Genomic DNA, 26570 nt, shown 5'->3' with positions numbered 1-26570 from the left:
CTCATTCTCCTCGTATCACAATTGGTTGTTCTTCGGCGATATTTTCTTCGACTTCAAAATGCACGTCTATATAAATTTTACCATTCTCTGTTTTTTCATGCAAAATTTTTTCGCCGACAATTCTAGCATCTGCTCCTTCAGCTCCAAGTAATTTCGCTTTAGCCTGCTCTAAGCCCGCCTTTTTTGCAATCGCTGGATCAATAGGTTCCTCGACAATATGAACTTCCATCACCTTTTCATGAAGCCAACCGAGCGGAAGTGAAAAAGACCGCCAAGCCAACGTTTTACGCTCTGGAATCGTTTCGAAATGTTCGAATTTCTGTTTACCATAACCGCTTACTTGCAGTGCTCTTGTCCCAAAAACAAGATAGTTGCGAGCCATAACTTCACCTGAATATACTCTATATGTTTTCGTTAGTGGCGTTTCGATTCGTGAGGTAAACCAAACGATACCCTTAACTTTACCACTTGCAACCACCACTTGGCTATTTTGTTCATCGCCAATGGTTCCCGAGATCAGCACGTCCCCTTTTCGCACATACGTATTCGGCTTCACCATGGGTTTGCCTTTATCTGATAAAATCTCGGTAACGAGCGCGTTTTTGGCAGCAACCAAATTCCGAGGATTCATAAGTGGTCCCTTGTCAGGAATGGTTGCCTCGACAACCTTGATCGTGATATGGGTACCACGAATTTCGACACCCACCCAAGCCACATGAGGCAGCAACCCTTGAATTTCGCGCGATAAATCCTCTGCTTTCTTCAATTTAAACTTCCATTGAAACGTATGTATGCCCTGTTTGGACGCAGCTTGCAAAATTTCCGACTCAGAGATACGATCATTCCCTTCCACACTAACTTGCCATACGAGCGAAGTCAATAAATAAAGACCTATGATGAAAGCGGCCATTCCTGCAAAAAAAATTTTTCTACGGCCCAGTCTATCCATAAAAAAAGGCAGCCCGTGCCTTTCCGTAACATGCACCCTGCAGCCTGTCCGTTTTAACAGCGGTCTAAGTCTGAAAAAATCTTTGATCAGGATGAAAAGCTCAAGTTTCCCCTCATCTCCAGCTTGAATATCCCATATGGAGAATCCCTTCTCCATCATGGGATTAATTAATCTTTCACAACCTTCACCTCGTATTTGAATGCGCACATAACCTCGCAAACGAGCAATGAAAAGGGATTGTTTCATGACTCAGCCTCCTGTTCAGTCCATACTCTCATCTATGGTTCATATTTCACATTATCGATCAAGCCTTCAATAAACACTTCTTCTGAGAGAATAGCTCGAATAACTAATTGCTTCCCGAACACTTCTAACGTCCCTTTTGTTAATTCGAGCTTCAACTTCTCACTTGAAAAATGAAGTACACCCCGATGATTCTCTACATAAAGCTGTACGTTGCCGATCATCGTAATTCGCGGCAAGTCCTGTACCACATCCTGAGGAAGATCAAGGATTTTGGCCGTGAACTGGTTCCATTTGCGGGTCAAGCGACGCATAGCTGGGAGTACCCCCTCTAACTAGATGATCATAAATACAGAAAATGCGCAGAGACTTTCTACCAAATTATGCGGAGAGCGCCAGTTTTATGTGAAAAACCTGCAAAGCAAAGAACGCCCTCTCGATCAGTCGAGAGGGCGTTCTTACATACATTATCTGCGATAAGGCTTCTTTGACCTAGGCGGACCGAGAATTTCAGCCCACACAATTCCTTGCAGGAGCTGATCTCGGCTCGGTTGTTCAGGAAAAGGACTCGGCGTAGAGATCACATCTGCGTAAACAGGTGAGCTTTCATTTATTATCTGTGTAGATGAGCTGAATGGAGAAGCTTTCTGATTGGGCTTAGTCGAGCCCGCCTTAGCTTTGTTAGAACGACCATACTCGTCTTGCTCGCGTCCCGATTGCAAGGTCGACCCAAACCCCTTCTGGTCTGACTTCTTCGCTTCTAATGGTCGCCTAGCGCCATTAGGGGCATCACCAAAGGATGGCATACCCGTCCTTGCCTTGGTTTCCTGATTCGCTCGCCGGCCCTTACTTCGAATTTGATAGAAAAAGGCGAATGCAATAATAACCAGATACCAGTTCTTCAACAAAATTCCAATGAGCTGTTCCATCTGATCACCTCTTCAAAACTACTATTCTTTCTCACTCTTACCATCATTTATTTTGCCAAGTGAAGAACGCATTTGTGTATCTGCATCGATATTTTTAAGATTCATATAGTCCATGACACCTAGTTTACCATTTCGAAGTGCTTCAGCCATCGCAAGCGGCACCTGTGACTCTGATTCGACAACTTTCGCGCGCATTTCTACAACTCTGGCTTTCATTTCTTGCTCGGCAGCAACGGCCATCGCACGTCTTTCCTCAGCTTTAGCCTGAGCGATTCGCTTATCAGCTTCTGCCTGTTCCGTTTGTAAATGGGCGCCAATATTTTTACCTACATCCACATCCGCGATATCAATCGATAATATTTCAAAAGCTGTTCCGGCATCTAACCCTTTACCCAGAACCGTTCGAGAAATCAAATCTGGATTCTCTAAGACATCTTTGTGAGAGTCACTGGAACCAACTGTAGTTACAATCCCCTCACCTACACGAGCGATAATCGTTTCCTCGCCCGCCCCCCCAACAAGTCGGTCAATGTTGGCTCGAACCGTAACCCTGGCAATAACCTTTACTTCAATGCCGTTCTTCGCCACTGCTGAAACATTAGGTGTTTCAATGACACGTGGATTTACACTCATTTGAACGGCTAACAAGACATCCCGCCCTGCGAGATCGATAGCCGCTGCACGCTCAAATTCCAAGTGAATCTTCGCGCGGTGAGCAGCAATTAAAGCATTGACAACCCGATCAACGTTACCGCCTGCAAGAAAGTGGCTTTCTAGCTGATTGACACTTAAATCAATACCCGCTTTAGTAGCTTTAATCATCGGATTGACGATCCTACTTGGGGTCACGCGACGAAGCCTCATAGCAATTAAAGTAATGATGCTAATTCTTACTCCAGAAGCAAGTGCTGAAATCCAAAGCATGACAGGTACAATGCTCAACAATACCGAAAGTGCAATAATAACGATGGCCGCAACCAACACCAAATATAATCCTGGTTCTATATTCATTTTGTTCCTCCTAATATAGGGATCTTTGAGCGTAGCTCAAAGTCTTTATGCGTTATTGCTATCATTCTCTCGTACTACAACGCGAACTCCTTCTACTTCAACAACGACTATATTCTTTCCTGTGGCAATAAAGCTGCCATTCGTCACCACATCCACGCTCTCACCTTGAATAATTGCAGTCCCGGCCGGGCGGAGCGGAGTAATCGCTTCTCCCGTCATTCCAATCAAATAGGATCGATCTGGGCTGGAAGTAAATCCTTTGTTCGTCGTTAGCTGCTCCCTTAGAATAAAACGATTCCAAATACCGCGGTGCTTAAAGGTTTTGATCGCGAAGGAGATCGCAACGATTGCTAACAACAAGGCGATACCCAACATTATCGCCGCTTGTGAGGGATCTGAAGATGCCATCAGAACCCCGCCAAAGAGGCATATTGCACCTAATACACCTAGAATCCCAAAACTCGGAACGACCAATTCTAGGATAAGAAGAAGTAACCCGATTCCAAAGACAGCCAAGTCACCGAAACCAGCAAAACCAGCTAAATAAAACCCGAGAAAATAAAGAGCAAAACCAGCTACCCCCGCTAAGGCGAGCAATCCACTGCTGAAAAAAAGCAGCTCCAATGCAATTCCAATGATCCCAACCACTAATAATACCGTCGCTGTAACGGGATGAGTCAGAAAGGCAGATAAGTTTTCTACAAACATCATCTTTCACTCCTTTCCCTGAATCTTCCTTATCATTAATATGTACGTTCCAACACACAAACTGTTTCGTTTTTGTTAAAGAGAATGAAAAAACCTCTATCGAGGCCATTCAGGGATGCGCGACCGCGTTTAGCGAAGTGAAACTTTGGTCTACGACCAAACATCCCTATATTAGGTTATATCGCCAATAAGAAAGCGGTTTTCGAGATCCGAAAACTTAAACTTTCTTATGCGGAAACAAAAAACCGAGAGGACTTGGTCCACTCGGTCTTTTCTAACATATTTTGTATTAACCTAATAATTGTTGAACTAACTGATTGATAAGTTTACCATCAGCGCGTCCTTTAACCTGAGGCATCAATGCCGTCATCACTTTGCCCATATCCGCTTTGGAAGAAGCACCAATTTGCTGGATGGTCTGCTGTACAATGGCTTTCACTTCTTCCTCAGAAAGCTGTTGCGGCATGTACTCAGCTAGAATAACAAGTTCTGCCTTCAGGCTCTCGGCCAAATCATCTCTGCCGGCCTTCGTAAATTCATGGAGGGAATCCTTACGCTGTTTGATTTCACGAGTTAGAACGTCAAGCACTTCATTGTCATCTAAGGCTCTTTTCAGTTCAATCTCTGAATTCTTAATGGTAGATCTTACCATTCGAATTACGGAGAGTTTGAACTTGTCCTGACTCTTCATCGCTTGCTTCATATCTTCGTTCAATCGATCGCTTAAGCTCATATTGCCTCCTAGAACTTTCTCTTACGAGCAGCCTCAGATTTAAGCTTACGCTTAACGCTAGGCTTGTCATAATGTTTACGTTTTTTAACTTCTGCAAGAATGCCATCCTTAGCGATGGAACGCTTAAAGCGACGAAGTGCAGCATCTATAGTTTCGTTCTTACGAACTCGAGTTTCTGACAACAGTTTTCCCTCCCTCCGAACAGACCATCTAAGACAAAACGGTTCATCAAATCTCATTATAGGTCATAGTAATTAGGGTGTCAATCGCAAACCTTTCGATTCGTGAAAGGAAGCTTAATTATGCACCCCTAATGGCGATAAACGTGCCCCAGCCATTAGATGATAATGAAGATGGTGAACAATTTGCCCCGCGTTAGCTCCAATATTCGTTATAACTCGATAACCAGATTCTTCTACTTCTAGTTCTCTAGCAATTTGCGCAGCCACTCGCTGAATTTGCCCGATCATGTTCCAATCCTCTTCTCCCGCATCGGCTAATGAAGCAATATGCTTCTTAGGAATGATAAGGACATGAATGGGCGAAGCTGGCTGAATATCATGAAAAGCAACAATTTGTTCGTCCTCATACACTTTCTTAGAGGGAAGTTCCCCCGCAATAATTTTACAGAAAATACAATCACTCATTGTTCGGCTTGTCCCCCACTTTCGTGAAACTACTACTTTTAATTTTATCGGAAAAGAGCTAAAAAATCCAATCCAATCTACAATTTTAAATGGAATAATTGCAAAAAAAAGAAACATCTTATTGATTGTAAGATATTTCTAGATTGAACAGGTTTCATTCTATTAATAATATGGGAGTAAGGATAAGACTAGTAATCCAGCAAGCGGTAGGATTTGTCTGGCAAAGCGGCGCCTTGGAAAGCCGAAACCGTAACCTGGAAATCCATAACCTGGATATCCGTATGGGTAGCCAAAACCCGGATAGGGTAAAAAAGCTCTCATTTGTTCCTGATCCATTCCACCAATCGGAACGGCTAAGTACAGATGGTCATCATCCACATTTTCCACAATACCGTCATAAACCACACCACTTGTCATTGTGACGCTCACATAACGGTACATATGCTTTTTACATATCTCATGTGCTTCCTGATGTTTCATAGGCTCATCACACTCCTTTTTACCAACAGCATATTTCAGCATAGGCAAAAGGCTACTCTGTGAACGCGTTAGGGCTTATCTAACTACGAAAAGTTTTAACGGTTATGCTGACTTTTTAAGGACTGGCGCAGCTTTTTCCATTTCGCTTTCTCGGCTGCTTGAAGCCCTTTATCTTCTTTGCGCGCCAAATAAGCGAGTTCCTTTTGTAATTTTACGTAGTTATTAAATCGTTCAACTGCCAAAGTCCCTTCATCTAGTGCATGATTCACAGCGCATTTCGGTTCATTTTCATGCTTACAATCCTGAAAGTAACACATTTCTGCAAGCTCTTTGATATCTTGAAATGACGTGCTTAACCCTTCTGAAACATCCCACAGCTGGAGTTCACGCATACCTGGCGTATCTATCAATATGCCTCCTCCAGGCAGCGTGATAAGCTCGCGGTGAGTCGTCGTATGCTTCCCTTTGTCATCCCCCGAACGGATATCCCCTGTATCTAGAATATCCTTCCCATAGATACGATTCACCAAGGTTGATTTGCCAACACCGGACGAGCCGAGAAGCGCGACTGTTTGGCCTGGAGTAATATAAGCAGCAAGCTCGTCTAGTCCGCGGTTTTCTGCCGAGCTGATAATATGAATGGGCACACCAACGGCAACTGCCGCGACCTCTGCAGCCAGTGCTTCCGGATCCTCACATAAATCCGCTTTACTTAGAACAATAACCGGATTTGCCCCGCTCTCCCAAGCTAACACCATATAACGTTCTATACGGCGTACATTAAAATCTAGATTTAGCGCTGTGAACAGAAACACTGTATCTACATTCGAGGCAACAATTTGTTCTTCAGTGACTTGACCAGCGACTTTACGGGAAAACTTACTTTTGCGTGGCAATACAGCATGGATCGTTGCTCGTTGTTCTTCTCCCCTGATGGACAATACGACCCAATCGCCTACAGCCGGGTAGTCTTCGCGACGGAAAGCTAGATGCCGCATTTTACCCGATACCTCGGCAAGCGCTTCCCCAACTTCCGTCTGGACGCGATACATATGTTTATGTTCCAAGGACACCCGTCCAACCTGGTATCCCTCGTTTAGGTAAGGTTCGAATGCTTTTTCAAAAAAGGAATTCCATCCTAAATCTTCATTTTTCAAGTGTGTATTTCATCCTCTCAAGTGGTTCTATTCTGAAGTATAGACCGCTAGTATCGACATCACACGGTAAATAATGATTTAGATTGTTTTTTCCTTCTTCAAACTTTATGCGAATGGTCAATTAAATTGTAGACTGGAAGTCTATTTTTGCATATAATAAGAGTAAATCGTTGGTTGGAATGGAGTGAGCGGATGAGCCAATTCATGAGAGCCTCTACCCGCAAAAAGCGTGATGTGATGATGGAAGTCGCCTTAACCATGTTTATGGAAAAAGGTTATGAGCATGTATCCGTAGACGATATCATCGCGGCGACGGGATCATCAAAGGGAACGTTTTATCATTATTTTAAAAGCAAAGATGCCATCATTTCAGCGCTTTACAGTAAACAGATTCAATTAATTCAAGAATGGGTGAAGCAACCTCCCTCCAAGGTCCAATCCCTTGAAGGACACATTAATCGCTTATTCTTAGACTTATCGTCCAACATTCAATCTTCACCCCGATTAGTCCGCAGTTTACAAGCTTTATCCTTACAAAATGAAACTATAAAAACGGAAGAACAACAGCAATTAAACGTACTTTCTGAAAGCTTATTACATTGGCTTCCTGAACCAAGAAAAATTGAACTGCTCGTTTGCATGTATGCGGGAACAGTCCGCACATGGTGCAATCAAGATGAAGCCGATTTACTCTCCATGATGAAAAACAACTTAGCCTGGCTGTGGGTAGGATTGCGCTCTGAGGAACCTTACGCATCTCTGCAGGTAGAACCAGTCCCCAAGGAGGAAAACAAAATGAAAGTAGCTATTATTGGCGGAGGCTTAGCAGGATTGACAGCGGCCGCTTATTTATCTGAGAATCCGCATGTCGAAGGCATTCTTTTCGAGCGCAGTCCACAGCTTGGTGGGCGAGCTTTTACGTATGAAAAAGCAGGATTTACACTCAATTATGGCGCACATGCCATCTACGGGATTGATCGACATACGTTAACAAACATGGAACGTGAACTTGGACTATCTTTTTCTTCTAAGCAAGTAGATAAACGCAAAGTTTTTTATGCGAAAAATAATCAGCTTACGCCAGCACCACTTGACGCGATAAACCTCTTAAAAACTGATCTGCTCAGCACGATGCAAAAAGTAAGATTCGTCGGTGAAATTACAGCCATTATCGCGAATATTCACAACTTAAAAAACTACGCAACTCTTGCTGATTATTTGGCAGAGTCCAATGCGGACGAGGATGTTAAAGAGTTATGGGAGCATCTGGTTTGCTCCAACTTTTTTATAACACCTGAGGATGCTCGCAATGTTTCTGGAGCAGTAATCAGCGAGTACTATCACAACTTGTTCCTTTCCACGAAGCCTGTCAATTATGTATTGGGAAGCTGGGCCGTTATTACGAATCAGCTTAAACAAAAGCTGACAACGTCCGGCAAATGGGAAATTGCCCTTCAAGAAGGCGTGGAAAGCCTCCGATACGCAGATCGTAAATTTGTATTGCAAACCAAAAACCGTGAAGTCGCCTTTGACAAAGTGATTTTCGCTATGCCGGTTCAGCAAGTCGTCAAGCTTCTGAAAGGTACAGCATGGGAACCGTTCCTAGCTCCGTATGAATCCAATACCGCAACTGAAGTCATGGTGTATGACGTTGGGTTAAGCCGCGTTGTCGCGAGACCGTTCAGCTACATCAGCGACATGGATAACAAGCTGTTCATCAGCGATGTTTCCGCGACAGATCACACACTGGTACCAGAAGGCGGGCAGCTGCTGCAAGGTATCGCATACTTAAGCGACCGCTTTGATAACGAAGAGCAGCGCAAAGCGTATTTAGAAGAAAAGAACCTCCAAATGGAAGCCCTATTTGACAAACATTATCCAGGCTGGCGCGATGTCACAGCCGTGAAACGGGTTTCGAAGAAAGCGATGGTATCCAGCGTGAAAAACGTTGCTTCCAATAATCTACTGCCGACACGCGTGGAAAATGTGCCTTTCTACTTCTGCGGAGACGGCTGCACAGGTAAGGGTGAACTTGCAGAACGTGCATTCTCTAGTGCCCGTTCCGCGGCGGCATCCATTGTGCAAGAAGTTCAGCAAGCACTACAAAATGTTTAATCCGCTCCACATGGATGGATTATCGTAACGAACAAACAACCAGCCCTCCCATTCGCGGGGGAGCTGGTTATTTGTTTATTGTTTGGTCACGCGCACATCATCAAAGTGAAGCGTAGTTCCGCCAGGTGAATCCACGTAAAATCCAACATCAATCTGACCATTGGTCACCATAATATCACTTACACTGATGTATTTCCAATCACCGCTGTTACTGATATTCGCATAAATGGCAGATCCGCCATAGTTTTGAATTTCGGCTCTGGCCGTCGTAGGTGTCGTATTCTTCATGCGGACCCAGGCTTCGAATTTGTATTTCACATTATTAACAGGAACACTAATAGTTTGATGGATGCTTTGTTGATAAGCGCCTGCTGCAAAGAAGTATGCCCGCTTATCACCCGTCCATGGGGATTCCGGCGGATTGGTTGTTGAGCCGCTATCAACGCCATAACCAACAGCTTGCGTACTTGGATGCCACTCAACCCAGTTATTGCTTTGGCTCGTGTCACGCTCGAAACCAGGATTGTCTAGCAGATTCTGCTCAGAAACCGGCGTTCCCGCTGGCGAAGTTGAAAGAAGCAGACGATCTAAGTTAATGTTCCCACTGTCAGCGGCGTCGTATTTAAACGCAATCGTGTTTGCCCCTGAATTTAACGTTACCGTTTGCACATTATCCTGCCAGACATTCCAATTCGTACCAGCACTCGTGAAACTGGTTTGTCCTAGCTTGGATCCATTGATATAAGTACTCAACGTTTTAGTTGCTGCACTGCCATTAGCATATCGCAGCGTTACCTGATAGCTCCCAGCGCTAGGGACATTCACATTGTATTTCACCTGCGCACCTACAGCACTTAATCCGTCTACAAATGCTGTACCACTATAGTACCAATGGTTCGTGTTCATTGCACTGCCACCAGAAAGCTCAGCACTCTCTGCTTCATATTTACCGACGGTTGGTGCAAAGGGTATCGTAATGTTATCAAGGTTAGCATTGCCCGTATCGCCCGCATCGGAGTAATACTTATAGGTCACAACATTCACACCAGCAGTTAGCGGCAGAGTTTCGGATTGTGTAGACCAAGTATCCCAGTTGGCGAGATTAGCGAGCGAGGTGGACTTCACTCTTTTTCCATTTACAAAAATACTGACTGACTTAGCTGAGCCTGAAGCATTCGCATAACGTAGGGAGACATTATAGTCACCGCCTGTTTTCACCTTGGGATAGAATGTGACACCCGCGCCTGCATTACCCAAACCATCAACAAATCCAGTTCCGGTATATCCTGTATGATTAGTGTTAACGGAAGCTTTTGTAGCAACTGTGCCGCCAGAAAGCGACGCATCCTCCGCTTCATATTGCGACGAAGTTGCGCTCACGGCAGCAACACCTGTAACAGCAATAGATTTAGAAGAAGCTGCAGCTGCCGCCACTTTCACATAGGTGACATCCCCATAGATGTCCTTCCCAGTTGCCCAACCTTCTCCAGCGGCAGCTTTTAGTGCTTCCAAGCTTGCATAAGACGTCATAGCTGCGCTGTTATTCGTTACAGAAGTTCCTGCAGAACCGTGCAGCTTAACGATATAGGATCGAAGAGCTGGCGTGTAACTGCCACTCTTTGCCCCTAACGCAAAACTTAGCGAGCCTGCACCATTATCCTGCGCAGTCATATTTTGCTTAAAATAAGTGCTGCCTTCGTAGTTATAACTGGCGCCATCATCATCGTAATATGTGAAACTCGACTGCGTCGTATCCGGAAACACATCCACATCAACGGAAGTGACGGGAGCCTGCCCAACGTAATCCTGTACTTTCTGTGTTGGAATAATCGCACCTTTTTTAATAAAGAGAGGAATGTCTGTCAACGTGTCCGGATTAACCGAGTAACGGATGGTTTGACCGCCGTTTATTGCGTTACCTCGCGCATAGTCAATCCATGAACCAGACGGCAAATAGATATCTTTACTCGTCTGCTGTTTATCTACCACAGGCGCAGCTAGCAGCCAGTCACCGAACATCCAAGCATCCGTGTAATTATTGACAGCAGCATCAGTCGGATATACCTGCATCAAGGGTCGAACGAGCCCATTCCCATTCTCGTAAGCACTTCTCTCATAGGCGTACATATAAGGGATCAAGGAGTACCGCAGCTGAATAGCCTCTTTGGAAGCCTCTTCCGCCGTCGATCCGAAGTACCATGGCTGGCGCTGCTGATGATTGTTCCCATGTACACGGAAAACAGGTGTTAAAGCGCTGAACTGCATCCACCGTGCGTATAAATCGGGATTCGGATTGTTTGTCGTGCCATCCTGCTGATTGAATCCACCGGTATCCATGCCCCATTTCACCTGGCCGTTGTTCACTGAGGATAGCATAACTGCCCTTTGCTCCTGCATTCCAGCAGCCCAGTTGATCCGTTCGCCTTTATTGTATTGAATGCCAATATCACCAGACCAAAGCGTAGTCGCATACCGTTGGGCACCTGGGTAGAAAGTTCTAGCCGTTTGCCAAACGCGCTGTGCTCCACTCGTGTAGGCCCTTTGACCCTCGTACATGGTTTGAGACATGTGGCCTGTTGTGAAATTGCCAAACCAGTACGATGCTCCACCCGAAGATACTTTATCCGTCTCGTCATTCCACCAACCAACAATCCCTTTATTGAGTGCGTCTGTAGAATGATTCCAGAACCAGGTACGTTCGCTAGCATTATAAGGATCGATACTGCGTACAGTAACGGGTATGAAATAATCCTGATACTCGTTATGGCCCGGATAAAAATAACCGCCGTTTGTCGCGTCCGTCCCCTGGGTCGTCACATTCGTAGAAGCATCCTTGGTAACGATTCGAGGTTTCGTAATTCCGATCATTTTGATGCCTTTAGCATCCATTGTTGTCTTTAGTGAAGTTGAGGAAGCAGAAGGGAAATTAGTCGTATTCCACGCGAATTCACCGTAGTTGGTTTCTCCATACTTTTTCCAGTCATAGTCAAAGGCGTAAGCATCTATAGGGATATTTTTGGCACGATACGTATCCACATTATTCGTAAATTCCGTTTGATTCGTATCCCACTCAAAGTTCATGAAGCCAAGCGACCACTTAGGAAGCATGGGTGGTTTTCCCGTGATCTCCCCTACGCCGGTCATAATTTCCTTGGGGGTTCCGAGCATAATATAATACTCCACGTTTTGTTTCACATAACGACGTCCCTCAGGAGGGGTTCCACCATAATAAAACTCCATTTGGCCGGTTGTGCTATCTGTATAGGGGTAGCCGCCATCGCTATCGACTAATAATCCATAACCCGCTGTACTCCAAATAAGCGGACCACCGGAATCTCCCTGTTCACCCGCATGGGCGGCATGACTGGACGAATTCCGCAGCAGGTCACCCCCGCTATCAAAAGCATTAAAGCTCCGTATGCCATACATATTGTCACCAGTGCCATGAACGAAGCGAACACCGTCTGAGAATACACCACCGCCAGAAGGTTCCCAGAATAACGCAGTGCCGTCAGCCTTTTTGACCGTCATTCGCACGGGGTTCTTGGTAATCTCAATCTTCATAGTGGAGGTCGTGATGGTCATTGGATTGGCTGCCGCGTTAATCGTAGCTCCTACAGCTGACCAAGTTTTGTTTGGATCCAGCATCGGTGTCTTCGCGCTTGCCGCTATGCCATTCGGTCGATAATCTACCTTCAAGATACCGTTTTGCACCGCTTGTACAATCAAGAGGTCATCACTCGGCTCCGCACCATTATCAACAGTTAGCGTCAAGGTATCTCCGGTTACGCTCGAAGAGATGAGATTGCCTAAGCTGCTGACATAAGCATGAGCAGGAGAAGCAGGAAGCAAGGTAAGGGTTGAACCAAACAACGTAAATGCTGTGAATAAAGCAAAGATACGTGGAACTTCTTTGTTTGGAGGACTCATCAATGATACTCCCTTTCGATTAGAAATTAAGGGAGGGACATGCCCTCCCAACTTTTTATTGCTCTACGATCGCGATGTTATCGAGATTAATACCGAGTGAACTGGTACCATCATAGCTGACTTTCACCGTGTTGAGACCTGCACTGAGCGAGACGTTGACCGTAGCCGTACCCCACGTATCCCAGTTCGTTGTTTGCGGTAAAGCAAGGTCCGTCACTTTCGTGTTATTCACATAAATGGCTCTTGACCCATTGCCTGCACCGGATGAATAGCGAACCTTCATGGTATAAGTACCTGCGGCTTTGACGGAAACATCAAAAGTAACATTGTCTCCAAGGGTCTCAAAGCCGTCCACAAACCCAGTACCTGTATAACCCATATGGTTCGTGTTCGTAGTTACGCCGCTTTGCGTTCCGAACTCAGCTTCATATTCCACCTTGTTGACGCCATTTAGTACAACAGATTGAGCAGATGCACTTGAACCAAGCTTGACGTAAGTGAATTTCTGTACTGTGTCGTAATACCAGCCTGTCGATGCTCCGATTAAGGCGGTTAATGTACTGTACTCTGTCATCGCAGAACCACCCACCGTTACAGAGGAAGGCTTAGTCGTATACACTTGCAATGTCTTCGTAGAATTAATCGCTGGAACAGTGACTGTTTCTTTATTCAACCCATATTGCTCTGTAGACGTTATGGTTTTCACCGAACCGCCGATATCATCATTCCAGTCATACGTTGTAGTACCAAGCGGATAAATGCGGAATGCGAGGTTGGTGTAGCTCGTTAAGCTGTTGCCAATGGTTCCACCCACCTGATATTGCGCGTTTAAATTCAGCGGAAGAATGCTGCCGGACTTCACAAAAACCGGTAGATCATCTATGCCGGCATTGTAGCTGATTGTACGACCGCCAGGACGCTGAGCACCGAACCAGAAATCGATCCAATCCCCCTGCGGAAGATAAATACTCTTGTTTGTTTCTCCCTGATTCATGACAGGAGCAACAAGCAAATTACCCCCGAACATATACTGCTGCGTCAAACCGTACGTGTTCGTGTCCGCCCCATATTCAAGCGCCATGGCGCGCATCATCGGAACGCCGGTATCACTTGATTTCTTTGCCTCGCTATAAATATACGGAAGTAAATTCATACGTGTATTCGTATATTTGGCAAAATGACTAATGATCGTATTGTCGCCCGTACGCGCTTGTGCGTTCCATGGCGAACGCTCCTCATTAATACCAGAGCTGCCGTTAGACTCGGAATGAAACTGCATAACCGGTGCAAAAGCAGCCATTTCGGTAGCACGTTTGTACAACTCGGCCGTTGGATAAGTACCTGTGAAGCCTGCCATATCCCAGCTCCAATAAGGAACGCCAGACATACTTGCCGTGAGCCCTGCGTTCACAGCCTGTTGAAAAGCACCAAAGGTGGACTCTTGGTCACCGGACCAGAAAATCTGATTCGCCTGCGCGCCTTGTGTGCCCGAACGGCTGAAGGAGACCGCATCAGCTTTCTTCGAGCGTGCGTACTCGTTATACGCCTTCACATACTCATTTGGGTATTGATTGCGCATTTCATCGCCCTTCATACCGCTTGCGAAGGTATTCGAGCGCCCCCATACCATTTCACCGCCATCTGTTTTGAAGCCGTCAATTCCTACACCATCAAACAGATAAGCGCGTTTAGACATCCACCAGTTTTTCGCGCTCGTATTTGTAAAATCAAGCAGTAAACTGTTCTCGAACCATTGTCCTGCTGGTATCCGGTACTGACCTCCACTGCCGTTGCCTACGGCATAATTCTGAGCAGTCATATAAGCTTCGTCATTATCTTTCTGGGTATAAGGCGTCGAAGTCCATTTCTGAATAGGGACCTGCCAGAGCACCAGCTTCATCCCATTGTTATGCACATTGTCCGCCATAGCTTTTGGATCCGTCCATTTCCCCGATGTCGGGAAAGTGAAATCGGTATATGCATGTGCAGCGCTGCCCGTTTTAGGGGTATACGTGGCATCATTGAAAATGTAGAACGTGTTCTCATCACTCCACTGTTCAAGCACAACTGCCGTTGCCGGAATATTGTTGGTATTCGCGTTATTAATGGCTGTAGTTACCTTGGATTGACGATCCCACTCGTTAGCTGACATCCATAACCCGAAAGCCCATTTCGGCAGCGCTGTTGGCTTACCGGTAATGGTCGTGTAGTTCCCCACCACATTTTTCAAATCATTTCCGTAAATGAAATAATAATCCAGTGTCGAGGCAGCACTCCCCCCTGTATCAGCCGTAAAGCTGAACATATCGGAACGTTCGGTTGCTAACCGGAATTTGGAATAATACGTTGAATTTACGAAGATGCCATATCCGCTGCTATTAAGCATAAAAGGAATTGCCATGTAGGTTCGGTCATTTTGATTCTTATACTGATTGAACACATAGGTGTCCACATCATTTCCGCGTTTACGGAAGTTGTTGTAATGCTCGCCTAAGCCAAAAAACTCCTCTGAAGCCGGCGAATAAAAATGATCTTCTACCTTGTTGATGATGGTACTGCCATTGGTTAACCAGGCTATGTTACGATTCGTGGTGCTGTCATATTGACGGGCAATCAACGTCGTTCCATCAGGCTTATACACACTAAGTTTGAAAGGATTCTTATCGACCTTCACCTTCAGCTTGGAGGTTGTAAGCCAAGTGGTTGATGCGGTATCTGAAACCGTGTAATTACTAAGTCCACTGCTTAACGTTCCTGTTCCCGTTGGAGAAACCTGAACACGGAGTACATCGTCCGCTGAAAATGACAGGTTGATCTTCGGCGTCAAAGTGCCTGTATTCGGCACCGCATTCAGCACAACACGGTTCGTATTATTCGTGATGGAGCTGACACTGCTAATGGATTCCCATCCAGTTACCGTAAAAGTAAAAGGTCCGCTAGTCTTCTCATTCGCACCATCCTTGTTGCCATGAACGGTATAACTGATCACATCCCCTTTAGCAAAAGTACCAAGGTTCGCTTCCCAGTAAGTGTTGTTGCCGCTGTTGTATTTGTAAGCTGCTCCGACAGCAGCTTGATTGACACCATTTTTCGTCCAGGTCACCCAAGCCGTTTGTCCAGATTCTATGGGCCACGTTGTTATTTTGATATACACGGTGTCGCCAGCAACGGGATCTCTTGGACTCCGCTCCGTTGCCTGAATCTCGTACAGATCATCGATGCCGTATGGCGCATGATGGACACCATCAATGGCATAAATAGGGGGGACGAAGAGACAGAAACAGAACAAAAAAGAGAGAGAAAATCGGAATGGTACTGATAAATTCCTTACATACATAAACGTTTCCCCTTTCGTACCGAAATTTGTTTGCTAAACACGAATGACTTAGAGGCTCCACTACTGTTATTCCTCGCCATGTATGCGCCGCTCCAAGCATCCCCCCTTTCAATATTGGGCGACCACGAATCCTATATAATCGTGACCGCCGTTTGCTTACATCAGATATTCCCTTTCTACAATCGTCTGTGCGAGCTGCAGCCATTTGTTTGAATCCGATTGCCAGTAGTGATGATCGCCTTCACAAACGTGCACATCGCATATTTTCGCGGTATAACGGCTCCACTCCGACAAATGATCAACTAGCGCATGTTCATCCTTCTTACCTGTAAAAACACTGAACCTAGCACGAAGTGGCTCTCTATTGACCTGACCACGATATTCCTCCACAGGCAGGCAGCCAATCTCAGGTGCATCCCCCTGCATGCGATTCAGTACACCGCGAGGCCGAAGAAGATGTGGGGCGCTGCAGCCAGATAGAAATAAGTGCCGTGGCTCAGCAATGCCTTCTGCTTTCAAGCGATGACTGGCCTCGAAGGCAAGCAAGCTGCCCCAGCAGTGGCCGATAAACACATATTCTTCACCAGGCATCAGCTGCTGCTTGACGTATTGACAGGTCTCGTGCAGAGCTTGCTCCCACAGTTCAGAGGAAACCTCGCGCATGGATAATCGGGCTTGACTCAGTTCAATATGTTGGAACCTAACACGAGCGGGTAATCCTCTGCTCCAAGTAAGGTAAGACTTTGAGTGATCTCCACAGTGAGGGAACCCGAACAAAATCACTGCGCTATCACCAGACTTCCTGCCGATTCCGAGACAGTAATGAGTAGATTCTTTTGGCTAATCAAATAATGACCCGGAAGCAGTAGTTCCACATGATCGACTGGTGAGAGTTCCGTTTCTGAATTTGAAACGATGGATACACCATCTGGTTGATGTAAAATAAAGGTTATTGCTTGATTATGACTAAGACTGCTTGACCAGTGCAAACGAATCTGACCACTGACTCTTTTTGCTGAAATGTTCACACGATTGCCTAGGTCATCCTCAAACTCTGCCTGCAGTTCACCCACAACATAAACTCGGAAACATAAATGCTCATAGCGGTTTACGATATTGCCCACATGATCGCCAAGTGAATAATTCTCAGCGAGATTGAGCGCAATGACACTATCCTGTTTCTGATAAACAGGGATCGTTTCCAAAGGTGCAGCAACTTTCATTAGGCAAGGACCTTGGACCTCATCTTGATCGAACAAAGATAACCATGACCCTTCCGGAAAATAAATCTCTTTTGCACCATGACCCTCCTCCGTAACGGGAGCGACCAGCAAGCTTTCTCCGAACATGTACTCACTAATCATTTCGGTACAATGCGGATCAGAAGGGAATTGAAGGGACATCGCACGCATCATAGGCAACCCTGTTCGGCTGGTACGAATCGCTTGATCATAGATGTAAGGTAATAAGTTCATCCGAATGTCCGCGTACCTTTTGTATAAATCGATAACAAGTGGTTGATTTGTTCGTTCAGCGATGTTCCACGGCGTTCGGTCTTGATTGAACTCGCCTTTTGTTTCGGCATGATACTGCATCACTGGGCAAAAAGCGGCCATTTGTGTGGATCTTATAAACAGCTCCGCCGTCGGAATGTCCCCATGAAAGCCACCCAGATCCCATCCCCAGAACGGAATGCCCGACATACTGCTGGATAACCCAGCAATCATCGAAGAGCGGAAGGCCTGAAAGGTCGAACGCTCGTCGCCAGCCCAGTGCATCGGGTACCGCTGCGCTCCGGTGTAGCCCGCCCGGCTAAAGGTAATGCCTCCATCTTTGGCATACTGCTGAATGAAATCGTAATAGCCGCCCACATACAAATTCGGATACAAATTGCGCATTTCGCGGCCAGTAGAGCCATCATAGAACTGCAGATCGTGACCGAAGACGAATTCGCCGCCATCTGTTTTAAAGCCATCCACACCGATCTCATCTGCGAGGTATTGGCGTTTATTAAACCACCATTTCGCCGCTTCTGGATTCGTAAAGTCAAGAATATGACAATCTTTAAACCAGTTATAGGGCAATGTGTACGGCTCCCCATCGGCCGTTTTCACACAGTAACCTTGCTCCAGCAGTGTAATTTCATCCTGATCGCGCTGACCGTGAGTAACGCCATACATATGTTTATGAATGGGTATTTGCCATAACAGCACCTTCAAACCCTTCTCATGCAGCTCTTCGACCATTCCCTTCGGATTCGGCCAACGGCCCCACTCTGGGAACTGGAACTCATCATAGCGAAACGGTTGGTTACCGTCTTTGACATTGTACTGCGCATCGTTAAAAATATAGAACGTCGCTTCGTCACTCCATTGCTCGATAACTAGCACAGTGGACGGGATTTGATACTTCGCCGTTAACTCGGCCTGTTTCAAAACCTCTGCCTGGGAATCCCAGTTATTGCTGGACATCCATGGTCCAAACGACCACTTCGGCGGCAATACAGGTTTGCCCGATAGATGGGTGAACTGTCCGACCATCGTGAGCGGCTCCTCCGCAAATAAATACGCAACCAGCTGTTGATTTGCCTGCGACACATCCGCTTCCACTTCAACAAGATCAGATAATCGTGTATGAAAACGGAAGGTCGAATAAAGCGCCGTATCCACGAAGATCGCATATCCACCTGAGGATATGGCAAAAGGAACCGGCATGTACGTCTTCAGTCCTTGATCCCGGTACTGATTGTACACATATTGATCGACTTCATGACCCGAATATTCATAATGGGAAAAGCGTTCCCCCATGCCGAACCAGCGATGCTCCGGCCTCGTTTTCAAGTTCAAGCGAAGCTTATGCAGGCATCCCGAGCCATCGGTTAAAGCCTCAATAAGCGGCTTCCCTTCGGCGGCGAAGCCTTCCATCAGCACGCCCTCCGTGCTGCGCAGCGCGAGCGCAAGCTTGCCACCGCGCACCTCGGCTTCCAGCCGTGCGCGTCCAACTGCCAGCGCCGCCTGCTGCACCGGCGCGCCCTGCGAGCGTTCGCCGTCTGCGGCGAACGTCAGCTTGATCGCGCCGCTCGCGTCGGCGCGGAAAGACAACTGAGCTGTGCGAGTACCCTCCGCACCGTAATCCAATTCGACAACGAAGCCATCCGTCGTCTCGTACATAGCATGGACGCGCTCCAGCGCCGTCCATGCCCGCACTTTAAAGCTGTAAGTCGCTGAACTCAGCGACTTGCTTCCGCTTTGAAGCGCAAAAGCATAGCTGACCTCGTCACCTGCGAGGAAAGGGCCAAGCTGCGCTTCCCAGACCTTTTCCCCGCCGTCCGTCACTTTCATGACGGCGCTCACAGCTTGGGCCGCCGGAATCCCACCCACGGCGGCCTGCACGGTCACGACCTGACTCGCCTGAAAAGGCTGAGTCAAGAGGCGCACAAGCACCGAATCACCCGCTTCGGGATGACGGGGAAACCGCTCGTAAGGCAGGATGACGTAAGGGTCATCGTAACCTGTTGGTTGATGCACCAGAGAGACGCTGTCCAAGCTGTCAGTACGGACATCACCTGAAACAAGTGCAGCCTGTGCAAGCTCCATCAGTACGCCTCCCCATGTACTGACGGGTGGTTCCCCTGCATGTTCGCGCCAATACGTAAACAATAAAGGCTCCTTGGCTGTAGAAGTGTCTACCTCATACAACTTCGAATCTTCCTTCTGAAGCGACTCCACATGAGCGAGCAGTTCCTTCGCCCGAACCGTGTCCCCTTTTTTAGCGTAGTACCACGCCAACAGGCAGGTAAGGTCGGATCGCTCACAGCCTCCATAATACGTGTCGCCAGCTTTGAAACTCACACCTTTACTAACAAGTGTTTCTTCCAATTTATACAACGCTTCGATCAGAATACGGTCTTCGATACCCAGCATACCGAATGGAATCGCCGCTGTGATGATATCCCCATGAATCGCTGTATCACCTAGTTCGCTGACAACTCGGCCCTCTTTAATGAAGCTGGCAAAGACAAGCTCACGGATCGCCTTCAGTAAACGCACACCCCGCTCGCCAACTCCGTTCTGAATATTGGCTTGAACCGCAGCGAAGTACATCGCCAAATGACTCAAATAAATACCTTCGCTTCCACGATGCAGCCAGTGAGGCTGCGGATTCTGCCAATTGCTATCTAGAAACAAGGTGGTTTCCTCAATCATCCCTTCTATCTCCAACCTAAAATCCTGATCTTCCGTTACCTTCAGATATTCTCCGAAAGCCCATATCCGAAGCGCAGCATCCGTCAGTGCCAACTGTCCCTTAAATTGATCGCTGCTCATCAAACGTAGTACAGGCAATACACGTTCGACATCACCTCGCTGAATAAGCGCGTAACTCAAAAAAGCAATATCTCTAAAAGTGGCAAGCTGCCCCGAGATCGTAATCTGACCTGTATGTTCATCTAAAAAGTATTTAACATTCTGATTTGAATCTACTGTTTGCACCATAAATCCTCCTACTCCATCCCATGTGTATGAATGAGAAAGGGGCCGTTGCCGCAACAATGCCCCTTCCCTGCCGACTCTATGTCCGCACTACGCTATTTAGTTACTAATTTTTCAATCTTCGCTTGCGCTTCATTGAGTGCTTTTTCCGCTGTATAATCGGATTTCAATTTCGCTTTATCCAGCTCGTCGCCGATCGCTTTCGTCAAGTCGTTCCATTTGTCCGGAATTGGACCTACTGGCGTCAGTACAAGCGAATTCAATGCTTCAAGCACGATTTTCTTCGAAGCTGGCGGCGTTTGTTTGAAATAAGCCTCCATGACTTTTTCATCAGAAACAGCAGGTACACTCCAGCCTTTCTCAATCCGCTTGCTGACAACAGAAGGATCGGAGGACATGAATTTAATAAATTTCCAAGCCGCTTCGGCATTTTTCGTTTTTTCAGAAACAACAAGACCATCCGCAAAGAAATGATGTGCTTTCTTCGTATTACCAGGCTCGAGTGCAATGTCCCATTTGAACGGGGCATCCGCAAAGCGGCCAAAGTTCCAAATTCCACCACGCAGCATAGCAAGCTTACCTGCTTTAAATGCGTTTAAGTCAGCATCTGGCTGGTTAAAGGTATCGTCGTTGAGCGCTGGAGACACTTTATACTTCTTCGCTTTATCCAGCATCCAGTTCAAGGCTTCAATATTTTCTTTACTGTTTACAGTAGGCTTGCCATCTGCACTCCAGATACCTCCGCCGTTCTGAGCAATTGTTTTGTAAAACTCATAGAATTGAATTGGCGAGTAGGTTCCCCATACGCCGCTTTTGGCGTCAGTTAGCTTCTGAGCCGCTTCCAGCTCTTGCTTCCACGTCCAATCCGCCTTTGGATACTCAACTTGCTTTTTGTCAAACAAATCCTTATTATAGAAAAGAACTACGTCTGAAAATGACTCTACGACTCCATATTGTTTTCCGCTATATTTGAAAGAGTCATAAGCGAGACCTTTGTAGATTTCCGGCTTGAACGTCGTGTCCTTCGCAATGATCGGCGTCAAGTCTTTTAGTGTATTTTTGGCTGCATAAGAGACGAAGTTTTCGTAACCGACCTCAAATACATCAGGCGCATCCCCCGATGCGAGCTGTGTATTGAGCTTCGTGTAGTAGTTGTTGTAATCGACGATATCCACTTTGACCTTCACGTCAGGATTGGCCGACTCGAACGCTTTCACCATATCGCCGAGCGTCTGCTCTTGAGAACCGCTAGCGGTATACTGCATGAACTTGAGGGTAACCGGTTCTTTCTTTGTCTCCGGTGTTGCCGCTGCCGTTGCAGCAGCCGTCGGCTCTTGTTTTGGCGTTGACGTAGCTTCCTTTTTCGTATCCGCTCCACAACCCGTTGCTGCAAGAGAAACAACCACACCTAACGCTACGACCCAACCTGTTTTTTTAGTAACCATCTTTAAACCCTCTCTTCTTATGAATTTTCTCCAGTTAACTCACCATTGTCATTTTATTTTCATCACTTACGTCTCAAACGACTTCCATCACCCCTCTCATTATCCTTTAACGCCACTCATGGTCATTCCCTTAATGAAGTATTTCGATGCGAACAAAAACACAATGAAAATCGGTATAAAGCTGATCACATTCCCCGCCATCAAAATGTTCCACTCCGTCGCCCATCTACCCTGTAGCTTACTTAGTCCAATCGGAAGTGTCATCAACTCCTTATCGCTCGTAATAATAAGCGGCCACAAAAAATTGTTCCACGAAGCCATGAAAGCAAAAATAGCTAGTGTTGCAAGAGCAGGTTTGCTAAGCGGAAGAATGATGCTCATAAACACCCTCAAATAGGAAGCTCCGTCCATTCTAGCCGCTTCGATCAACGGATCGGGAATGGTCATGATGTGTTGTCGGAGCAGGAAAGTCCCGTAAGCACTGAAGATTCCTGGCAAAATGAGACCGAGATATGTATTCGTCAGGTGCAGTTTCTGAAACACGATAAAAAGTGGCGTCATCGTCACCTGCATGGGAATCATCATCGTGATCAAATAGAGAACAAATAAAGTTTCCCTGCCTCGGAAAGGTATTTTAGCAAAAACAAATGCAGCCATCGCACACACAACAATCTGCGCTGCCGTCGTCACTAAGGAAACGCCTACACTGTTGCCCAAAAAGCGATAGATCGGAAAGTATTTCGTAATCTCGACGTAGTTGCTGAATTTAAATGTATCGGGAATTAAATTAGGCGGCATTCTGACGACTTCCAAGTTATCCTTAAATGAACCCGACAGCATCCAGACGAAAGGAAACATGAGAACGACAGCCGCCACAATCAAAATGAGATGTGAAAGCAGGTTCCGATACGGCATATATTTATCTGTCATAGGTAACCCACCTTTTCTGAAGCTGCTGCTGAACGATGGTGACGGCGAAAATAATTACGAATAAAATCCATGACTGCGCAGAGGCAAAGCCCATTTTATAGCTTTGAAAAGCATTCCCATAAATTTGCTGTACAAGCGTGCTCGTTTGCCCAGCCGGACCGCCACCTGTCATAACTAGCACCTGATCAAAGAGTTGGAAGCCATTGATGAGGGAAATGACAAGCACGAAAAAAATACTAGGCGTGAGCAACGGTAGCGTTACACGAAAAAACTGCTGAAATCCACCTGCGCCATCAATCGTAGCTGCTTCGTAATAATCCTCCGAAATATCCTGCAGCCCCGCAAGAAGTATGACAGTCACATAGCCGATATCCTTCCATACACTTACCGCGATAATTGAGGGCATTGCCCATACAAAGTCCTGCAGCCATACAGGTCCTTGTATTCCGATTAGTGATAACAGGTAGTTAATGAGTCCGCTCTGTCCATTCAGCAGCCAGCGCCATACGATGGAAACAGCTACCCACGAGGTGATGACGGGTACAAAGATGAAAATTCGATAAAGCTTAATACCCCTTAGCTTTCTATTCAGTAAAACGGCGAACAATAAACCAAAAGCAAGAACAGACGGCAAGTAACCAAGGATGTACTGAAGAATGTTCATCAGTGATGTAAGCGTTTTCTCATCCTGCAAAGCTTCCGTGTAATTATCCACCCCAACGAACTTCGCCGGGGTTAACAAATCCCAATTCGTAAAGGAGATGACAGCGGATGAAAGCATCGGGATGAGTTGGAACAGAAACAAACCCGCTAAACTTGGCAATAAAAATCCGATAATGACAACTGCTTTGGAAAATCTTTTTTGTCCGACCATGACGTTCTCCTTTTCCGATTCCTACGTGTTAATTATTCCTTGGCTCTAACTGTTGCTCTCTCCACAATCGTTAGCGGCAGCATGATTTCATTCGCTTCTTGCTCCACGCCGCCTTGAATCATGTTGATGAGGTGTTCGGCCGCAATAGCGCCTTTTTCAGTAATATTTTGCCGGATTGTTGTTAAAGGCGGGATAAACATCTTCGACATCGTGATATCATCAAAGCCAATGACTGAGATGTCTTCCGGGACTTTTTTACCCATGTCCATCAAGCTCCGAATCGCTCCGAATGCAACCATGTCCCCCGTAGCAAATACAGCGGTGATTTCGGGAAACTTGTTTGCAATGAGCTGTCCTGCAGCCATACCATGCTCATAACTCATGGATTCTTCAAACACATAGTCCGGATTATAAAAGAAATTCGCTTCACGAATCGCACGTTTATAGCCGAGGAAACGTTTCTCGACAACACCGTCTTTACGAATCGCTCCTGTCACAAGTCCAATGTTAGAGTGACCCTTATCAATTAGATACTTCGTTGCCAAATATCCGCCGTATTCGTCATCAATGCCGATTCGCTTGAAATAACTGTCGTTAATGTAACTGTCGATCAGGACAATCGGAATATTAATCTTCTTAAAGCCGTCATAAAACTGTTCGGGATAAATACCCATCATAATGGCACCATCCAGATTACGTTGAACGGATAAATCCAGATAACTTTCCCCTTGGTTAACGCCAGATAACAAGAGGTGGTACCCATACTCACGAAGCTTGCCTTCAATTCCACTTATCATTTCGCTGTAGAAAGGATTTTCAAGTATAAGCTGCTTGTGAGATTCTGTCTGTGGAATCACGATGCCAATCAACTTGGATTGGTTTTTGACTAAACTTCTCGCTGAGAAATCCGGTATGTAGTTTAAGGTTTCAATAATTTTCTTAATGCGTTCGATCGTCTCATTGGAGACTTTATCCGTTCTGCCGTTTAAAGCATAGGACACTGCGGCTGCTGAAACGCCTGCGACTTTGGCCACATCTTTAATTGTTGGTTTCTTCATTCCTCTACCCTCTTTAGTTACACGTTTAACTAGATTATAAGACACAATAGTCGATATTACAATATGATAGCGCTATCTTTTTACCATTAAATTGATTTATCAGTTACGCGTTTAACTAAATTATTTTTAATGTCTAATTGAAATGGGCGAATTCCTTGCAACTTCATGCAGCGTCAGCCGTCTAATCAATAGTGAATGACATCTGTTGGGGGTGCTTTTCGTATGAAAGTTAAGCGAAGTTTGAAGTTATACGCGGGGATCATCATTGCAATTGCAATTCTCCTGCTTGTTTTGAACATAACGCTGCAGCCTCCCCCTAAACCATCGAATCCTGCAGCAACTATCCTGCCTAGTACAACGATACCAACAAACTCAGATCCTGTTCGTTCAAGCTCGCCAACCCCAGTTGTTCCAATCGACTTAAAACCAACGATGCGTTGGTATGATCCTGCATCTATTCGTATCGGAGATCAAGTAGCCGCGTGGAAAATCACGGATAAGCAGCAAGAAACTTACGGTAAAGGATCTGTTGCCTACACCATGGAAAGTGAGGCAATAATATCCGGTTCGTTTATGGTTAACTACGAGGATGCAGATTACAATAGCAATCAAATAGTGTTTATTGCAGATGAGAAATCCTCCTTTGGATTACCTCAGCCTCTAGTTTTTAAAGGACATTCCAACAGAATGATTCTGCATATACCTAAGTCCGAAGATCAGAGTAGATTCGGGATTCCCGGTTCTACGGGACGTGCAACAATCGTCATCCATAAATACTTTTCGGTTTACGCTGACATCCTCGAAGGAGTTTCCGATGTCGCGGAAGTTAGCCATATTAACAAGGTGGAAACTACGCCACCCCCTGCCACGGAAATCGTACAAACTGAATTTAATAAAACACTTCAAACTTTCCCTTTGTCTCCACTCGCTTTGGATGCTGGCAAAGAGACGGATGCTGGATCAGTTCAACTCATGCAAGATTGGTTCAAGCAAGTTAACAATCAATTCACCAAAAGCTTAGGTTCATTTCATTTCAAACGAATTAGCCCTGCACAAAAAGATCAACTTCAAGAGTGGCTTATGCAGTCTTTCACCGAAGCCAAAGCCAAAGAAATACTTGCCATACACGCACCCCAATCAGGAATTCACCATCTTCTTTCCAGCAGTTCACTTGATCTTAAACCATTTGGTGAAGTCAAAGAAATTAAAAATCAGGAGCTCAAACTTGAAGATTCAGAGACATTAAGTTTTAAGGCTTTATACATCCTATCAGGCACCCATGACGCTCAGTTCACTTATGTTTTAAAACGTGTAAATGGGGCTTGGAAAGTCCATCAATATGAGATGAAACTTATATGAAGAAAACGGCTTATTCCTTCCTTGACGAGCGTGTTTGTCAAGGCTGATGCCAAGCAACTTACGCCCAAGACGTATAGGTTTAATCCTTCGCTTGCTCATCAGTGTCATGTTGTATGCTCAATTCTGGTCGCTGGATGAGTGAATCCATTTTTCGCGGTTGAACGATGTTGTATAA

Annotated in this window: 20 protein-coding genes; 2 read left to right on the top strand and 18 right to left on the bottom strand. The window is 45.9% G+C overall.

Translation table 11 applies throughout. From position 1 onward, the window contains the following. Position 1: 1 nt before the first annotated feature. The 10 genes from yqfD to rsgA form a co-directional block, all read right to left on the bottom strand. Positions 2-1195, bottom strand: coding sequence for a sporulation protein YqfD (yqfD, locus tag GC098_RS33250; protein WP_171648282.1), 1194 nt, complete (start codon positions 1193-1195; stop codon positions 2-4). A gap of 32 nt (positions 1196-1227) precedes the next feature. Further along, positions 1228-1506, bottom strand: a complete 279-nt coding sequence (gene yqfC, locus GC098_RS33245) for a sporulation protein YqfC (RefSeq protein ID WP_171648280.1) — start codon at positions 1504-1506, stop codon at positions 1228-1230. A gap of 153 nt (positions 1507-1659) precedes the next feature. Then, complete coding sequence (locus GC098_RS33240) at positions 1660-2121, bottom strand: YqfB family membrane protein (RefSeq protein WP_171648278.1); 462 nt, start codon at positions 2119-2121, stop codon at positions 1660-1662. Positions 2122-2142: 21 nt separating this feature from the next. Continuing rightward, positions 2143-3132 carry a flotillin-like protein FloA gene (gene floA / locus GC098_RS33235; RefSeq protein ID WP_216625510.1) on the bottom strand — a complete coding sequence of 330 codons (990 nt, stop codon included), beginning with the start codon at positions 3130-3132 and terminating at the stop codon, positions 2143-2145. Between the two features lie 45 nt (positions 3133-3177). Then, a complete protein-coding gene (locus GC098_RS33230; RefSeq protein WP_171648276.1) occupies positions 3178-3843 on the bottom strand; it encodes an NfeD family protein in 666 nt (221 codons plus the stop codon). Between the two features lie 286 nt (positions 3844-4129). Further along, positions 4130-4573, bottom strand: a complete 444-nt coding sequence (locus tag GC098_RS33225; protein ID WP_171648274.1) for a GatB/YqeY domain-containing protein — start codon at positions 4571-4573, stop codon at positions 4130-4132. Between the two features lie 8 nt (positions 4574-4581). Further along, a complete protein-coding gene (gene rpsU, locus GC098_RS33220) occupies positions 4582-4755 on the bottom strand; it encodes a 30S ribosomal protein S21 (RefSeq protein WP_029195880.1) in 174 nt (57 codons plus the stop codon). Between the two features lie 114 nt (positions 4756-4869). After that, complete coding sequence (locus GC098_RS33215) at positions 4870-5220, bottom strand: histidine triad nucleotide-binding protein (RefSeq protein ID WP_171648272.1); 351 nt, start codon at positions 5218-5220, stop codon at positions 4870-4872. A gap of 162 nt (positions 5221-5382) precedes the next feature. Then, complete coding sequence (locus GC098_RS33210; protein ID WP_171648270.1) at positions 5383-5700, bottom strand: hypothetical protein; 318 nt, start codon at positions 5698-5700, stop codon at positions 5383-5385. A gap of 95 nt (positions 5701-5795) precedes the next feature. Then, positions 5796-6857 (bottom strand): ribosome small subunit-dependent GTPase A, encoded by a 1062-nt coding sequence (rsgA, locus tag GC098_RS33205; protein WP_171648268.1) that lies wholly within the window; start codon positions 6855-6857, stop codon positions 5796-5798. Positions 6858-7049: 192 nt separating this feature from the next. Here rsgA and GC098_RS33200 point away from each other — a divergent pair, with 192 nt between their 5' ends. Next, entirely contained in the window at positions 7050-8972 is a 1923-nt protein-coding gene (locus GC098_RS33200; protein WP_171648266.1) for an FAD-dependent oxidoreductase, read from the top strand. 75 nt (positions 8973-9047) lie between these two features. Here the strand turns inward: GC098_RS33200 and GC098_RS33195 are convergent, their stop codons facing one another. The 8 genes from GC098_RS33195 to GC098_RS33160 all read right to left on the bottom strand — a co-directional run bounded on the left by GC098_RS33195 (position 9048) and on the right by GC098_RS33160 (position 25036). After that, the gene (locus GC098_RS33195) at positions 9048-12902 is read right to left on the bottom strand and encodes a TIM-barrel domain-containing protein (RefSeq protein WP_171648264.1); all 3855 of its coding nucleotides are present in this window, start codon (positions 12900-12902) and stop codon (positions 9048-9050) included. Between the two features lie 55 nt (positions 12903-12957). Next, complete coding sequence (locus GC098_RS33190) at positions 12958-16239, bottom strand: TIM-barrel domain-containing protein (protein ID WP_216625509.1); 3282 nt, start codon at positions 16237-16239, stop codon at positions 12958-12960. A gap of 156 nt (positions 16240-16395) precedes the next feature. Further along, on the bottom strand, positions 16396-17022 hold the full coding sequence (locus GC098_RS33185; protein WP_171648262.1) for a thioesterase II family protein: 627 nt from the start codon (positions 17020-17022) through the stop codon (positions 16396-16398). Continuing rightward, complete coding sequence (locus GC098_RS41380; RefSeq protein ID WP_171648260.1) at positions 17019-20729, bottom strand: glycoside hydrolase family 31 protein; 3711 nt, start codon at positions 20727-20729, stop codon at positions 17019-17021. Before GC098_RS41380 ends, GC098_RS33185 begins: the two co-directional genes overlap by 4 nt. A gap of 95 nt (positions 20730-20824) precedes the next feature. Next, the gene (locus GC098_RS33175; protein ID WP_171648258.1) at positions 20825-22174 is read right to left on the bottom strand and encodes an ABC transporter substrate-binding protein; all 1350 of its coding nucleotides are present in this window, start codon (positions 22172-22174) and stop codon (positions 20825-20827) included. A 99-nt stretch (positions 22175-22273) separates the two neighbouring features. Beyond that, complete coding sequence (locus GC098_RS33170) at positions 22274-23104, bottom strand: carbohydrate ABC transporter permease (protein WP_171648256.1); 831 nt, start codon at positions 23102-23104, stop codon at positions 22274-22276. After that, the gene (locus GC098_RS33165) at positions 23094-23978 is read right to left on the bottom strand and encodes a carbohydrate ABC transporter permease (RefSeq protein ID WP_171648254.1); all 885 of its coding nucleotides are present in this window, start codon (positions 23976-23978) and stop codon (positions 23094-23096) included. Before GC098_RS33165 ends, GC098_RS33170 begins: the two co-directional genes overlap by 11 nt. A gap of 32 nt (positions 23979-24010) precedes the next feature. Further along, on the bottom strand, positions 24011-25036 hold the full coding sequence (locus tag GC098_RS33160) for a LacI family DNA-binding transcriptional regulator (protein ID WP_171648252.1): 1026 nt from the start codon (positions 25034-25036) through the stop codon (positions 24011-24013). A gap of 222 nt (positions 25037-25258) precedes the next feature. Here GC098_RS33160 and GC098_RS33155 point away from each other — a divergent pair, with 222 nt between their 5' ends. Continuing rightward, positions 25259-26395 (top strand): hypothetical protein, encoded by a 1137-nt coding sequence (locus tag GC098_RS33155; RefSeq protein WP_171648250.1) that lies wholly within the window; start codon positions 25259-25261, stop codon positions 26393-26395. Positions 26396-26570: the final 175 nt, after the last annotated feature.

It is taken from the genome of Paenibacillus phytorum (genome assembly GCF_013141715.1).
GTDB classification, from domain to species: Bacteria; Bacillota; Bacilli; order Paenibacillales; family NBRC-103111; genus Paenibacillus_E; species Paenibacillus_E phytorum.
This window is presented reverse-complemented; position numbering and strand designations above follow the sequence as displayed.